At 35.1% G+C, this 15,036-nt stretch carries 15 protein-coding genes and 1 pseudogene; 6 read left to right on the forward strand and 10 right to left on the reverse strand.

Annotated elements, in window-relative coordinates:
- Positions 1 to 252: 252 nt before the first annotated feature.
- A complete protein-coding gene (locus tag A9C19_RS14215) occupies positions 253 to 879 on the forward strand; it encodes a YesL family protein (RefSeq protein ID WP_072580542.1) in 627 nt (208 codons plus the stop codon).
- Between the two features lie 341 nt (positions 880 to 1,220).
- On the opposite strand, the pseudogene A9C19_RS14220 reads toward A9C19_RS14215, so the two are convergent.
- The 3 genes and pseudogenes from A9C19_RS14220 to A9C19_RS14230 all read right to left on the reverse strand — a co-directional run.
- Positions 1,221 to 1,340 (reverse strand): annotated as a pseudogene (locus A9C19_RS14220) (transposase); the annotation flags it as partial.
- 200 nt (positions 1,341 to 1,540) lie between these two features.
- Positions 1,541 to 2,716, reverse strand: coding sequence for an ROK family transcriptional regulator (locus tag A9C19_RS14225; protein WP_072580543.1), 1,176 nt, complete (start codon positions 2,714 to 2,716; stop codon positions 1,541 to 1,543).
- 303 nt (positions 2,717 to 3,019) lie between these two features.
- On the reverse strand, positions 3,020 to 4,099 hold the full coding sequence (locus A9C19_RS14230; RefSeq protein WP_072580544.1) for a GGDEF domain-containing protein: 1,080 nt from the start codon (positions 4,097 to 4,099) through the stop codon (positions 3,020 to 3,022).
- A gap of 181 nt (positions 4,100 to 4,280) precedes the next feature.
- Between A9C19_RS14230 and A9C19_RS14235 the strand changes: the two genes are divergently transcribed.
- Together A9C19_RS14235 and A9C19_RS14240 are read left to right on the forward strand one after the other, a co-directional pair.
- Complete coding sequence (locus A9C19_RS14235) at positions 4,281 to 4,784, forward strand: peroxiredoxin family protein (RefSeq protein ID WP_072580545.1); 504 nt, start codon at positions 4,281 to 4,283, stop codon at positions 4,782 to 4,784.
- Positions 4,785 to 4,860: 76 nt separating this feature from the next.
- Positions 4,861 to 5,913, forward strand: a complete 1,053-nt coding sequence (locus A9C19_RS14240) for an NAD(P)/FAD-dependent oxidoreductase (protein WP_072580546.1) — start codon at positions 4,861 to 4,863, stop codon at positions 5,911 to 5,913.
- 208 nt (positions 5,914 to 6,121) lie between these two features.
- Here A9C19_RS14240 and A9C19_RS14245 read toward each other — a convergent pair whose 3' ends face one another.
- Positions 6,122 to 6,730 carry a TetR/AcrR family transcriptional regulator gene (locus A9C19_RS14245; protein ID WP_072580547.1) on the reverse strand — a complete coding sequence of 203 codons (609 nt, stop codon included), beginning with the start codon at positions 6,728 to 6,730 and terminating at the stop codon, positions 6,122 to 6,124.
- A gap of 166 nt (positions 6,731 to 6,896) precedes the next feature.
- On the opposite strand from A9C19_RS14245, the gene A9C19_RS14250 reads away from it, so the two are divergent.
- Positions 6,897 to 7,784 (forward strand): ABC transporter ATP-binding protein, encoded by an 888-nt coding sequence (locus tag A9C19_RS14250; RefSeq protein ID WP_072580548.1) that lies wholly within the window; start codon positions 6,897 to 6,899, stop codon positions 7,782 to 7,784.
- Complete coding sequence (locus A9C19_RS14255; RefSeq protein ID WP_072580549.1) at positions 7,781 to 8,590, forward strand: ABC transporter permease subunit; 810 nt, start codon at positions 7,781 to 7,783, stop codon at positions 8,588 to 8,590. Before A9C19_RS14250 ends, A9C19_RS14255 begins: the two co-directional genes overlap by 4 nt.
- Positions 8,591 to 8,702: 112 nt before the next feature.
- Here the strand turns inward: A9C19_RS14255 and A9C19_RS14260 are convergent, their stop codons facing one another.
- Positions 8,703 to 8,915 carry a thioredoxin domain-containing protein gene (locus A9C19_RS14260; RefSeq protein ID WP_072580550.1) on the reverse strand — a complete coding sequence of 71 codons (213 nt, stop codon included), beginning with the start codon at positions 8,913 to 8,915 and terminating at the stop codon, positions 8,703 to 8,705.
- A 257-nt stretch (positions 8,916 to 9,172) separates the two neighbouring features.
- Here A9C19_RS14260 and A9C19_RS14265 point away from each other — a divergent pair, with 257 nt between their 5' ends.
- A complete protein-coding gene (locus A9C19_RS14265; protein ID WP_072580551.1) occupies positions 9,173 to 9,853 on the forward strand; it encodes a Crp/Fnr family transcriptional regulator in 681 nt (226 codons plus the stop codon).
- Positions 9,854 to 10,124: 271 nt separating this feature from the next.
- Here A9C19_RS14265 and A9C19_RS14270 read toward each other — a convergent pair whose 3' ends face one another.
- The 5 genes from A9C19_RS14270 to A9C19_RS14290 form a co-directional block, all read right to left on the reverse strand.
- Positions 10,125 to 11,600, reverse strand: a complete 1,476-nt coding sequence (locus A9C19_RS14270) for a methyl-accepting chemotaxis protein (protein WP_072580552.1) — start codon at positions 11,598 to 11,600, stop codon at positions 10,125 to 10,127.
- A 167-nt stretch (positions 11,601 to 11,767) separates the two neighbouring features.
- On the reverse strand, positions 11,768 to 12,535 hold the full coding sequence (locus tag A9C19_RS14275) for an SDR family NAD(P)-dependent oxidoreductase (protein ID WP_072580553.1): 768 nt from the start codon (positions 12,533 to 12,535) through the stop codon (positions 11,768 to 11,770).
- Between the two features lie 456 nt (positions 12,536 to 12,991).
- Complete coding sequence (locus A9C19_RS14280; RefSeq protein WP_072580554.1) at positions 12,992 to 13,894, reverse strand: collagenase; 903 nt, start codon at positions 13,892 to 13,894, stop codon at positions 12,992 to 12,994.
- 425 nt (positions 13,895 to 14,319) lie between these two features.
- Complete coding sequence (locus A9C19_RS21815) at positions 14,320 to 14,496, reverse strand: hypothetical protein (protein ID WP_158515095.1); 177 nt, start codon at positions 14,494 to 14,496, stop codon at positions 14,320 to 14,322.
- Positions 14,497 to 14,513: 17 nt separating this feature from the next.
- Positions 14,514 to 14,954 carry a hypothetical protein gene (locus tag A9C19_RS14290; protein ID WP_072580555.1) on the reverse strand — a complete coding sequence of 147 codons (441 nt, stop codon included), beginning with the start codon at positions 14,952 to 14,954 and terminating at the stop codon, positions 14,514 to 14,516.
- Positions 14,955 to 15,036: the final 82 nt, after the last annotated feature.

Consider the following 15,036-nt stretch of genomic DNA (forward strand, 5'->3'; position numbering starts at 1 on the left):
ATAGCAGGTAAAAAAGAGTCACTCTTCTACACAAAGAGACAGTTCTTGTAACCATCTGAGAAATCATGCACTTGAACTTGTTTAGGGGCGAACATTTCATTTGAACACTGCCTCTAGAAGAGAAGATTCCTTTCAGAAATGAATTAGCAACCTAGATATAGACTTCCTACCTCCCATTGACTATCAGTTAAAATAACCTATACTTAAAGAAGATAGAATGCGTCTTACCGTTTAACGAGAGGGGTTTTTAATATGGGAATGTCAGAAAAATTATATGCAACCGCAGAATGGATTACACGATTAGCTATTGTTAACCTTCTTTGGTTGCTATTTACAATTGTAGGATTAGGCATATTTGGTTTTTTCCCTGCTACCATAGCGATGTTTTCAGTTACTAGAAAGTGGGTTTCGGGTGACGTTGACATACCAATTTTTAAGACGTTCTGGAACACCTATAAGCGTGAGTTTATACAAGCCAATATTCTTGCCTTAATCTTTTATCTTTTAGGTATAATTCTCTATGTTGATTTGATGTATACAAGAACATTAACTGGATGGACCTCAATCCTATTTGTTGGTGCATTATTCTCTCTTTGCATTTTCTATGTCATCATATTGGTTTATATTTTTCCGTTGTTTGCGCACTACAAACTAACATCATTTCAATATATAAAAAGAGCCTTTTTATTTGGAATCATTAATCCTTTTAGAACATTAATGATGATTGTGGGATCCTTTGGTATTTCTTATATGGTTTCTTCGATACCAGGACTTAGCTTCTTTTTTTTAGGAAGTATAATTAGCGTTTTCCTTACATGGATGACAATGAGCACTATTAAAAAACTAGAAAAACAAGAAGTTGAAAACCAGCAAGCATAATTAGATTAGCTTTTAATAGAAAGAACTTCTTAAATAGAGACTGTATCCTTCAACTTTATTGCTATATGAGATAAGTGCTTCAGAGAATATAGTCCTCTTTCACTTGAAATACTTTAGTAAGCAAGAAAGAATATAGTGACACACTATATAGAGAGTAAACCCTTTATCTAGGTAAAAACCTAGAAATTGAGGTTCAAAGCAATAAGTTATTCGAATACACAAAAAAAGGGGGTGACTCAAAAGGTTGTTAAATAACGACCTTTTGAGCACCCTTTCTTTATCTTTCGTGTAGAAACAAATAATTAGGCTTTTTTAATGAAAAAAGAGGGATTCCTTCCCCTTATTGGTAAGAAGACTTGATAGATAATGTCTTTCATACGATCAGATCGAAACCGATTGATCGTTCGAAAATCAGGAGTTTGACTACCACTTAACCACATAAAGTAGATATTTTCGGTTAGTAACTTTTTTTATCTGTAAAGACTGTTTTCATAAGGGTTTTGCTTCTATGAATACAATTTTAGATCGATAGTGGAATGGAACGTCCCGGTTTTTACGTTAACTGAATTAAAAAGATAAAAGTATGAAAAGAGGCTAACCCAAGGTCTAAAATCTAGACTTTTGGGTCAGCCTCTTTTTTCTGATTTTGTGTCAGGCTCTTTTAGAAATAGTCATAGAAAAGTTGGATTGCAGCACCTATTGGAGCAGCATCTTCTCCAAATGTACCTTTTCTGATTTTCATTTCTTGGTTTGAATAAATATGATTCTTAGCCACATTGATTACTTCCTGAAAATAGTCTTCTACTTGATAGATTAGCTTTCCGTGTAATATCACTTCATTAGGATTAAGAATATTAATCATTGTTGATAAACCTAGTCCATAATAGTAGGCTGCTTCCATAACGGCTTCGCGGACAAACTGTTTGTCAACTTGATAATCATATATCAGCTGGTCAAAAGAAAGATCGGTTGTCTTTATAACTTGTTGTTCTTGCTCCTTCATCGCAATTGTTTGAGAGATTGCACGAAGTGAGGTATAGGCTGTTAAGCATCCCCTTCTCCCACAAGTACATAAACGTCCATTCGGTTCAATAACAATATGGCCAAATGAGCTTGCATCTCCTGCATCATTGTGCAGTAAAGCTCCCCCATGAATATAGCCACACCGTACACCATATCCATTGATACAGTAGAGGATCTGGCGATTTATTTGTGGTTGGAAGTGGTATTCTGCAAGTGCCGCGGTGTTTGCTCCATTATTTAATGTCATTTTACAAGAAAAGAAGGTTTGTAGCTCCTTAAATAAAGAGACATTTTCCCAACCCTCTGCCGGAAAATCTTCTGGATTTAAAATGATTCCACGTTTTCGGTCTAGAGGTCCTACAGCACCAATTCCAATCCCTAATAACAACTCGTCTGAAATTTCATAAACCTGCTGAAACGTTTGAATCGTTTCTACTAAAAGTTTTAGTGTCCGTTTTGGGTCATGTATGTTCGTTAAAGAAAAGCTTTTCGTTTCTACTAATTCAAATCCAATATTGACTAACATCACTTTCACATGAGTTCTTGCGATTTCGACACCGACTAAATAACCTGTGTTCGTAGCCGCTTTGTATAAAATGGGTGGCCTACCACCCTTTGCCTCTCCAAAACCAGCCGATTCAATATACCCCCGCTCTTCAAGCTCATAAATCATTCTCGCCATTGTCGTTGGAGGAACATCAAAATGAGGCTGCAAATCCACTTTGGAGATAGGTCCATTTTTATGTATAAGCTGATAAAGAGTCTTTTTTAATGACGTCTTTTTCGAATAATCTTGTAAAAATTCCTTTATCACCTTTTATCACTTCTTCCCTTAAACAACTTTTTCTTAATAGTAATAGAAGAAATAAAGAAAAACAATAGTAAAACCCTTGTAAACTACTAGGAATAATCAATATTAATAAGAATTTTAATCTGAACAAGAGGTACTGCTACAGGATAGAGATTGCTAGAAGTCTTCGCAAATTCAATTAAAAAGACGTAAAGCAATTCACTTTACGTCTCTTTTTCACTTTATTTCTATTTATAATATTTTAAGAATACCTTCACGAGTCAAGAAGGAAAAGAGTTACAGCCTATATGGAATTTTCCTTCCCATCTATTGCGTTGCTACTCTATTACGCCCGTCTTGCTTCGCCTCATATAAGGCATGATCGGCTAATCGATAGAGTTCATTTGTATCCTGTGTAGAATCTGGATACGTACTCACGCCAATTGAAACTGTAAGATGGATTGTCGTTGCTCCCTTGTTAATGAGGAAGGCAAACTCTTCAATTGCTCGTCTGACCTTCTCCGCTTTTTGGATTGCCTCAGCATTCGAACTGCCTTTTAAGATTACAGTAAATTCCTCTCCACCATTTCGGGAAACAACAGCATGTACTCCAGCCTGTTCTTGTAAAAGCTTTCCTACTTGTTTTAAGATGGCGTCACCCTCAGGATGACCGTACGTATCATTAATCTTTTTAAAGAAATCAATATCGATCACAAGAAGGGAAAGCTCTTCCTTTACTTTTTTTGCCCTTTTTATAGATTCATTGATTTCTTTATCAAAGCTTCTCACATTATTTAAGCCTGTTAATGGATCGATAAAGGCATTTTCTCGATATTCTTTAAACAGCAGATTTGTTTTTCGTAAATATTCAATCATATAAATAGAAGAATAGCCACCAACGAATGATACAAGCCAATAGAAAAGATTAACAATAAGGTATGTTTCACCATCAGGAAGTAATAAATACGTAAGAATCGTGAACATAATGTTCGTGAAAATCATGGAAATGAACGTGGCTTTCCATATATTTTTAACCTTACTTGAAACATACACATAACAAACTGTTGACGTTAACAACAAAACAAAGGCCAGAACGGAAGACAAATTAAAGCCAATGATAAATCTTGTAACGAGTATCATGATACCTGCTACAAAGGCTGGAACCCATCCACCATATAAGGCAACAAGCATGACGGGAATCTGCCTTAAATCAATAATGGTATTCTCCGTAATTTTAATGCTGTAGAGCATTAAAATAATTCCCAAAGCCCCACTTAAACATCCAATAAGAATCTTACTATTCAACCTAGACTTTCGTGATAAAGTTGCGTCTTTAAAAAATTGATGATACAAAAATAGCAACGATGTTAAAATTGTTAAATTAATAAATAGCTCACTAATAACCAAAATATCATTACTCCTCTAAAAACTCATATATAGATAAAATAATAGGTGATTCTAGTTGTTTAATCAACACAACATGTTTATGAGTCGATAACTTAGGTAAATGTAATATGACTTACATATTACATCATCCAAAAAAGATATTATAGGTGGAAATAAGAGATTTATTTTAGGAGGGCTACTTATGACAACATTATCAGTAAACGATCAAATACCGAATTTCTCCCTACCATCAGCAAATGGAGAACAATTTTCGTACGAAGCTCATAAAGAAAAGCATAAAGCATGGCATCTTATTATTTTCTTTAGGGGAGCATGGTGTCCAGTATGTGTGCAAGAGTTAAAGGATCTAGAGGAGAACATAAGCTATTTTGAAAGCAAAAATGTTCACTTTGTAACGATATCGACAGATGAGCTTGCAAATCTTGAAAACTTGGTCAAAGAGAACAATCTTAGTTTCCCAGTGTTAGCTGATGAAAACCTGGAAGCTCTTAAGTCTTTTGGCGTTTTCTATCATGGTGAGGATGCACCATACGAAGATCACGGAACACATGGTGAGCCTGCTTACTTCTTAGTCGATGAAGAAGGAAAACTTCTCTATCAACAAAAACAAACGAGTCCATTTGGCAGACCCACAACAACAGAGCTTCGTAAAATTGTTCAATATATTGGGAAAAACCTTAAATAATGTGAGCTGAGGCTGGGACAGAACAAAGAACCAGACACTTTTGGTCCCTAAGGTAATGATTTGGAGTGAAAAACTAATGAGTCATATTGTGTTAATTGGAGGAGGTCACGCTCATCTTGGCATCCTACGTTCATTACGTAAAAAAAACATCATCCATAAAGTAACACTCATCTCTCCTTCTCCTTTTCAGTATTACTCAGGAATGTTTTCTGGATTTACAGAAGGAATTTATACGGAAGATGACATACGAGTGAATGTACAATTACTATGTCAGGAAGCAAACGTACAGTTTATTGAAGATACAATCGAACAAATTGATCCTCAAACAAAGAAAGTAATGGGTCAAAAAGGTTCCTATTCATTTGATCTTGTCTCGTTTAATATCGGTTCGACAAGTAAAGCTTTTGATACAAACAAGATAAAACCTAACTTCCACTTTACAAAAGAAATCTCCATTTTCCGTGCATCAGAACGTCCAGTCATTATTGGTGGTGGTGCAGCTGGAATAGAGCTAGCTTTATCAACTCTAGCATGGCGAAGAAGGCATAACGAAGAAAATCCTGTAATATTAATAAGCTCAACCCCTATATTGTCTACATATGGGGAAAAAGCGTCAAAACGTATCACTGATGTCGCAAGGAAAAAAGGCTTACTCATTTATGAGAATCAGCGGGTAAAAGAAGTTGCATCAACGTATATTTTAACGGATAAAGAGGAGATAATCCCCTATTCACATGTGTTACCTTTGACAGGTCCAACCGGTCATGAACTCTTTAAATCATGTTCATCTTCTCACGACTTTCTTCCGGTTACTTCTTATTTACAACATCCCACCTATCCATATATTTTCGGAGCAGGTGATTGTATAGAGATAGAGGACAATCCTACTCTTCCTAAAAACGGTGTGTACGCAGTTCGTCAAGGCTCAGTTTTATGGGATAACATGAACCATTATTTAGAGAACAAACCCTTAAATACCTTTACACCTCAAAAACAGTTTTTATCCATACTATCTACCGGCGATAAAGAAGGCTTATTCGTATACGGTTCCTTTTCTTTTCATGGCAGGATTGCTTGGAAACTAAAGCATTACATTGATCAAAAATTTATGGAGAAACATAAGCTTTAGGTTGCAACTAGTTGTTTCTCATATATGCATTATGTTTTTCTAACAACTAATCAACGATTCAATGTGCCTGCAGTTATTTCGTCGTTTATCTGCAGGCATCTTCTTTTGTATTTTAGCTTGCTACGGTTTTTACTATCCTTTTTTCAATGGAGGATTTCAGCCCTAATAACTACTATAAAATTCTAAATCAAACGGTGAACACTTTCCTCTAAAAGTCTTTTTCAGGTTTTCCCGCAACCCCGTAAAAAAAGAGTGTCGTTATATCTTCAACAAATTTTTCTTTATCCTTATACATACTCGATGCTTGAATCATTGCATCTGTTTTATCTTTAAATAAGTCTAAATAAAAAATGATAAGCGAGGCTGGGAGATGTTGATTTATTTCTCCTCTCTCTTTTCCTCTCTCAATTATTTGCATAAAAAGTGGTAAAGTCCTCGTCTTATATAGCTCGGTAACAAATTCCTGTATCTCTTCATTCTGCACTAATAGCTCCTGAAGCTTTTCCCCTGAAATTTTATTTAGATCCCTTTTTTTATGGAACATGATGTATTCAATCATGTCATGAAAGGTGTGTGCTGGATCTTTCAGAAAATCCTCATACTCCTCTATAGTTGTTACATAAAAGGATCTAAGAGCTTCGTTTATTAGCTCCTCCTTACTGCCGAAATACTTATATATCGTAACTTGTGACACCTTTGCAGCATCAGCAATATCGGAAATCCTCATATTTCTGGGCTCCATAGTCGATAACAGAATTATTGTCGTTTTTTTAATTTTCTCTTTAATTTTCAGTGCACGTTTTTCAAACCCGTTCATTTCATCACCTTTTACTTCTATTTCGAATTAACCCGATTATACTTTCATAATAATGAACTATTCAACTTCATATATTTCATTATATCATTGACTTTATGAAATAAAAAACCTAAAATATATGTAATAATATACTTAAAAAATTTCATAATTTAACAGGGGGATCCTTATGATTGATGTTCATAATCTTACCCAAGCCTTTTCAAATGGTAAAGGTATTTTTGAGGTTACGTTTCAGGTAGAAAAAGGGGAGGTATTTGGATTCTTAGGTCCTAATGGAGCTGGAAAATCAACAACGATTCGGCATTTAATGGGCTATATGAAGCCTCAAAAGGGCTTTGCAAAGATAGATGGCATTGATACCTGGGAAAAACAAGGAAAAGCAAGAAGTAAAATTGGCTATTTACCAGGAGAAATTTCCTTTTTAGATGGAATGAACGGTATGGACTTTATTAATATGATGGCTGGTATGCAAGGAGTTCATGATAAAAACAGACGCGATGAATTAATTGAACGACTCCAATTTAATCCTAAAACCCCGATACGTAAAATGTCAAAAGGCATGAAGCAAAAGGTTGGCATTGTTGTCACATTCATGCACAGCCCGGATGTTTATATTTTAGATGAACCGACCTCTGGACTAGATCCACTTATGCAAAAAACATTTGTTGACCTTGTATTAGAAGAGAAAGCAAACGGAAAAACCTTCCTTATGTCCTCTCATAGCTTTGACGAAATAGAAAAAACATGTGATCGTGCTGCCATTATAAAAAGTGGACGTATTGTCACTGTTCGAAATATCCATGAGCTACAGACTATGCAAAGAAAGCTGTTCGATCTTACATTGAAGAATTCACATGATTTGGAAGCGATTAAGAATACCAATCTATGTATTGAGTCAATCAATGGGCTTTCTGTTCGCATCGCCATCCAAGGAAACTATCATGAATTCTTACAAGAAATTTCAAAGATTGAGATTACCAACATAAATGTAGGTAACCAGACCTTAGAGGAAATCTTCATGAACTATTATGACATAAAGGAGGATTCACAATGAACCTCTCACTCTATAAACAAATGATGAAATCAAACCTACATCTATTTCTTAGTTTTGGAATCGGATCAGCTATTTATGTTGCATTGATGACCTCTTTATTTCCTATGATAGCCGAGAACACAGAAGAAATTGATGAATTTATTAAGCTATTTCCAGAGTCACTAAAACAAGGACTAGGACTTGAATCACTCGGTTCTTATGGGCAATTTATTTCAGCTGAATATTTTGGGTTACTTTTTCCCATTATCCTAGGAGTTTTTTGTGTCATGGTGACTACACAGTTACTCGCCAAGCTAGTAGACCAGGGTTCTATGGCTTATCTTTTATCTACAAGGGTAACACGTAGTCAGGTTGCTTTAACACAAGCAGTCGTTTTCATTAGTGGATTAATCTTAATCATGCTTTTCACATTTTTAGGAGGCCTTGGTGCGGGAAAGCTCTTACTTGATGACCAATATCAAATTGGGATAGAGCTTTTCTTCCAACTCAATATTGTTGGATTTCTTTTATTCTTTGCTGTTGGAGGCTATTCTTTTTTCATTTCTTCACTAGTAAACGATCAAAAATTAGCATTAGGTTTATCTGGCGGTCTTACATTTCTCTTTTTTGGTTTAGACATGATAGGAAAATTAAGTACGGAATTCGAATGGATACGTAAGATCTCATTATTTTCGCTTTATGAACCGAATAAAATAGCGGGCGGCGATCTAGGTATAATAGGTTCCTCTATCACATTGTTTTTGATCGGAGTATTAACGTTTGTAGGGGCGGTATTAGTCTTTAAACGTCGTAATCTCCCTTTATAAATAAATATGTATGGTAGAACGTAGCTCTATCTACAAAGGAATGCGCGAGAGATAAAGAAGACAGAGAGAAACATTTTCTCCCTTCTTCTCTCTTCCATCCTATAAACTCATGTTAAAGATGACAGATATCCAGTCCTTTTACAATTTTTTCTCCATCTACAAATACCGGTGCTATCACCTCTCCTACTAGGGTGAATACCTCAGTTGCTGACTTTCGATCTTTTAAAAGATTCTTTTCACGAAACTCTATATTTGCTGTAAGTAGATGCCTCCTTACCTGAAAACACTCCACGCACCCATCAATTGTATATAAAATTGGTTTCAACACTTTCCCCCCTTAGGATTTCATCACTATTATAAGTGGATTATACAGTGTAGACACATTGATAACAGTAAGCTAAATGACAGGAAATTCGATAAATATGTGTATAATGAAAGCATGGATATCATAGAGGTGGTCCCATTTCCGCCTTCACGAAAATATGAGAGATTCCAAATAAAAACTCTCATAAACTCTTAGCTCATGAAAGATACGTACTTAATACAAAAATCAGTATATAAAAGCTGAAAGGATGCTTTTTCTTGGATAAATTATTATTATTGTCGCAAATCCGTTTATTCGATGAACTCCCAATGGAGGAGCTAAAGATTATTGATGAATTAAGTGAAATGAAACCAGTAAAAAAAGGGACGGTTATTCTATCGCCAAATCATCCAATTCAAGCCTTATTTTTATTAAAAGAAGGCCAGGTTCGCCTTTACAGAATGAATTATCAAGGAAAGCAATTTACTGTAGATGTCCTAACAGGTGGAAATATCTTTGGTGAAACCTCTACTTTATCTTTAACAGATGATCAGATCTATGCAGAGGCAATGATTGATACGTATTTATGCGTGATAAGTAGAGAAGATTTTGAAGCATTTATTGAGAAAAATCCAAAAATCGCTTTAAAATTTATTCATATTCTCTCTAACCGCTTGAAAGAGGTTTATAGCTTAAGTGAAAAAATCGCCTTAAGTGATGTGAAATATCGGCTATTATATCTTCTATTAAAATTAAGTGAAAAAACTGGTAAACGTAAGCAAGAGTGGCAAACAATTAATATGAAGCTTACACACGCTGATATTGCCAATATGATTGGCTCAACAAGAGAAACAACCAGTGCAATCCTGAGTCAGCTTAAACGTGATGGGTTTATTAAAAAGGGCTTAAAATTGTCAGTACATGTAGAAAAAGTTGAGGGGATTTTAGAAGAGCTCTAGCATATAGGAAAGTCTACAAAACTACTACAATAGTGCTTTTGCAACCTCAAGGTAGTCTAAAAGCACGGCATCACGCACTTAGTAGCTATCTGCCTTCTCTTACCGAACAAATTACTGAGAATTGACTATCAAAGATGTAGAAATGATCGATGTCTTTTATCATTTCCTAATAAAAAAAAAGAAAAATAGCAACAATGAAGTCGTTGCTATTTTCCTTTGCTATATTATAACCGTGTAGATGATGTACCCTTATTCCCCTACACTCTTACAATCATTTTTGCTCCAAAATATCCTTAGCATGACCAGATGTTTGATTCATTGCCAGCGAAATCTTTTCACTGTCTGATGTAAGTGATTCAACAGTTGCGTTCATTTCTTCTAAGCTTGCACTTGATTCCTCAATAATAGCCGCTAATTCAGAGGTTGATTTTTCTACCTCGTGACTATTTGAAACCACCTCTTCCGTGAATTTCTCAGCCTTAAGGAAATTGTTTGTTATTATCGAGAACATATTTTTTAGCTGTTCAAAATATTGGACAATTTCCTCTGATGAGTGGAACATGTGGTTTATTTTCACTTCACTAGCTTCCATCTTATTTAACGTACTTTTGTTTTCTATATTTACTTGATCAAGATTAGATGTAATATTTGCTGCTGTTGTTTTGGTGATTTCGGCAAGCTTCCTAATTTCATCTGCTACAACAGAGAATCCTTTTCCAGCTTCTCCCGCTCTCGCTGCCTCAATTGAAGCATTTAGGGCAAGTAAGTTCGTTTGCTCAGATATTTGTTTAATACTGTCAGAAAATGAATTCGTTTCTTCAATCTTGTGACTAAGCTCTAAAAATGTCTTATTTAAATCAAGAATAAAGGTTTGAATTTCCTTTACATCTTGATTAAAGATTGCCACCTTTTTTTCACCATTCGACGTGATGTCAAGGGTTTTCCCAGCACTCGACGATAATTCATTCATAAAGGAACGAAGGTTTGTCATAATCTCATGTGTTGTTTTTGCATGCTGAGAAATCGTGGAGATTTGTTCGCTTTGTTGATTACTCCCAACAGCAATTTCACCTAAGGCAGCTTTCATTTCATCTTGTGAATATAAATTTCGTTGGATTCTTTCACTTGATTCTGTGACATCCTTTAAGATGATTGACATCTTTGCTTCTAATTCTTCTTTTGCTTTCTTTTGTTGTTCCGCATTTTCGTTTGACATAGCCACTAAGCCTTTAATATTCTTGTCTAACTTTCCATTTAGATGAATTAGGACAATTAACATTAGACCAGTTAGCACATAGATTAATACGACAGTTGCTATATTCGCTCTAATTGACTCGACATCTTTCGTGCTCATCAAAATCGCGACGATAATTGTTACAAAGCCTAGCAAATAGCCTATTGTGAAAATGATTTTATTAAACGGTATAACAGAAAAGACGGCAAGGAAAAACGTAACAATGATAACCGTCCAGCCACCACCTGCAACAAAAACACCTGCCATAGTAAACAGATTGACAAGAATAACTCCGCTATACTGAAAATAGAATCTCTTTTTCAGCATTTTTTCTCCTATTAAATAAATAGCTATAAAACTTATGAGTTCAACACTAAATAAAAGAATCGTTGACAATTCCTTTGTTGCTAGAGATTTCCCAAGCGCTGCTAGAATTGATAGAGAAAATACACAAAACATGAGTAGGTTTTTACTACGTAAATCTTGATCAATCATTTTATTAATATCTACCATAATTGTTCCTCCATTTTATTATAGAAGGTCATCATATCCTAACGCTCAATTTATGAAAAGCGCAAGTACCTTGGTCACACTCAGGCACTTGCGCAGGATGTTTTCATTTACAAGGAACATCATTATCATGTTAAGGGAACAAACGTTAGTGCTTAGACCTGTCTATCTCAAGGTCTTACATCTGATTTAAAGCTAGAAAAACCATCATCCGCCATTACGACAGAACCATTTAATACACGAGCTTCATCTGTACCTAGGAACGCCACAACATCTGCAATCTCTTCTGGTTCAATTAATTCTCTCGTCATTTGTTGTTGTTTCATATAGTCAAGTAATCCCGCATCTCTATAGCCTTGGACAATCTTAGTATTAACCGCTGCAGGTCCAACGCCAACTACACGAATACCAAGTGGAGCAAGCTCAAGTGCTCCATGCTTCGTTAGCATAACAACCGCACCTTTTGCTGCTTGATACCCTGTAATGCCTAAAGTTCCAACGAAACCGAATACAGAAGCATTGTTAATAATGACACCTTTTACTCCCAATTCTTTCATCTTTCTACCAGCAGCTAGCATTCCATAATAAACTCCGTGCTGGTTCACATTTACAACCTTATGGTAGTCTTCTGGAGTATGCTGAAGAAACGGCTTTGTAATTCCAATTCCTGCATTGTTAAACATAACATCAATCGTGCCATATGTTTCGACCGCGAAATTCACTAACCCTTCTACTTCTTCAAATACTGTTACGTCGACCTTAGTGAAAACAGCTTGTCCACCTTGTTCAACGATTTCACTTACTACAGCTTGTCCAAGCTCTTCGTTCACATCAGCGACAACAACTTTTGCTCCTTCTTTTGCATATTTCAAAGAAGTCGCTTTCCCAATACCTTCTGCTCCACCTGTAATGACAGCTACTTTATTTTCTAATTTCATAAGAATTCCTCCTTTTGTTTAAACACAACTATACGTATAGTATCGACATATAGTAAAAAATGTTTATAGTTAACTTGGTAAATATTCTAAAATAATAACAAAAAATTGAAAAGTCTTCTTAAATCCTTGTTTACAAGGCATTATTTTAGCTTTTATTTTTTCTACTATAAGAATTTCTTTGCGTTTCTCCTTCTATTCTCTACTATTCCCCATTCCGTGTGTTAAGGCAAATACGGGAAAAAAAACCCCTTCTTAACAAAGGGTTTACTTCACTAATTCAGATTATGTATTGTATGAGACTGGCTAATACATTAACTTACTGACACTAAATTCTACTAACAATAACTACTAAAGAATGAGGAACGAATCTTTACTATGCAAACAAAACCGCTTGGATCTTTTGATAAAAATCCAAGCGGTTATTTAATTCTCAATTTATTTTTTACTATACTAAATCTAGTTTTCTATTTTAACACTCTGAATTACTTGCTCCTCTAATTTAACTAAAGGTATTCCCGTTACATTTTCAAACCCCTTATTAAAGTCACTATGAGATTTTGTCGCTTCTAAAATCTCAACGATTACTTCTTTTCCATATTCTCCAATTAAAAAATCAATAGTAAGGTAACTTTGTTTATATGGCTCGATATCATCAATAGTACGTGCATGGTTCCAATCCTCATAGCTAGTCAATTCATTCAATGGAACAAATGTAAAAGGACTAGGACTTAATATGGTTTGGTCATAGCTAACATATTCGCATACACCTTCTTCAAACCATTGGGGAATAGTAGTTGTAATCTTCAACTGGTTTAACTTTTGATTAAAAGCATAGTGTGTATACTCGTGAAGTAAAGTTTTCTGAAAATGAAACAGCGGTGTTTCTACCCTTTTCACAATTCCTTCTTTACCTTCAGTTATAATTCCAATCACTTTATCAAAATCTGAATAATATCCACTAATATTGTTCAACGATGTGAAATGTGACAATTCTTCAGTATCTTTAAAGTAAATCAAATCTAATGGTCTTTTCTTATAGTCTCCAAGAAGGTCATCATTCAATTCTATTGCCCAATCTAGTGTTTCATTTGTAATAGGTAACAGCACAGCATCATCTTCAAAATAGTAAATGGACACATGCTCAACATTCATCATACTTCTTTCTTCTTTTAGTTGCTTCTCCTTCTCTCCATCAAAATTAAGGGTTAGAAAGGAGTCAACTGTTTGAAGGAGACCTACTTTCTCATTAACACTCTTTTCAAAAAAATGATGTAGGAAATAAAGACCAATTCCAAGTATTAATAGAAAAACACACCCTATTCCACTTATCAAAAATATTATCTTTTTTCTTTTATTCACCTTTCTCCCCCTAATACATACTCTCCTACTATCTCCTCTATCGATTATACCATAGAGCTTATCCTTATATTACCAATTATTAACATGCTACTGTCAGACTATAGACAAATTCCGGAGATAATAGGGCTTGAATTGTGACCATTCCAAACCCTTATCTCTTCAAACCCTGTCATTCGCCTACTACTCTCTTATTTGTCTATTCTTTTAGAAAATCATCTAGAAAAATCCGTTGTTTTAAGTCACTCATTCCTAATAAAAGGCGTTGACTGTTTGCACATATAACCTCATCTAGTTCCTCATCGTACTCCATATTTTCTACACGTTCGATTTTCTTTTTCCAGTTTCTTTTTTGTTCTTGATCAAATGTATTATATTTTATGTACGCTGTTCGTCCTTCTCTTTTTAAAAAGTCATAGTTTTCCTCGCTACCATAGCCAGAATCGGCAATTTTCTGGTTTCACTCCGTGCTCCCTCAGGTGTTGAAGATGAGAGATTAAGCAGCCTGGATCACCTGCTCTTTGATGTAGTGAGAAACCTATAATAAACTGACCTTCTGTTCCTGTTTGTACATTATATCCTGGTTTTAATTGCCCATTTCGCATATGATCTTCCTTCAGTCTCATAAAGGTCGCATCAGTATCTGTTTCGAGAAACTATTTCTTCCATTGAATAGTCGATTTTGTTCTTCATATTTCATCTTTCGAGGAAGATAGTCTTTTTTTAGTAATCGAACAACTTTTTTCGCCTCTTTATTTTTGGGTTCTGTTTCTAAATGTTTTTCTAACTTTTTAATACTATGTTCAATCTGTTCTGAAGTAATCGGTGTTTCTTTCAGCTTTTCTTCTAGCCCCGCGGAAGGAGCGGACTTTTCCTCTTCTTCAAGGATTTGCTCAATTTGTAAAGCGAGTTGACGATATTGGTCATCTAAACTTTTTTCGTACTTTCCTGTCGCTTTTCTCCAAACAAATGTATATTGATTTGCATGATTTTTTTGTTGTTTAATTATTCTTTTAAAAAGGCTCAGCTTCCTCCCCGCGGAAAGCAAGTGACTGGAGCGCAATGGAACGTCCCGGTTTTTACGTTAACTGAATTAATAAGATAAAAGTATGAAAAGAGGCTAACCCAAGGTCTAAAATCTAGAC

The sequence above is a fragment of the Bacillus weihaiensis genome (genome assembly GCF_001889165.1).
Lineage (GTDB): Bacteria > Bacillota > Bacilli > Bacillales > Bacillaceae > Metabacillus > Metabacillus weihaiensis.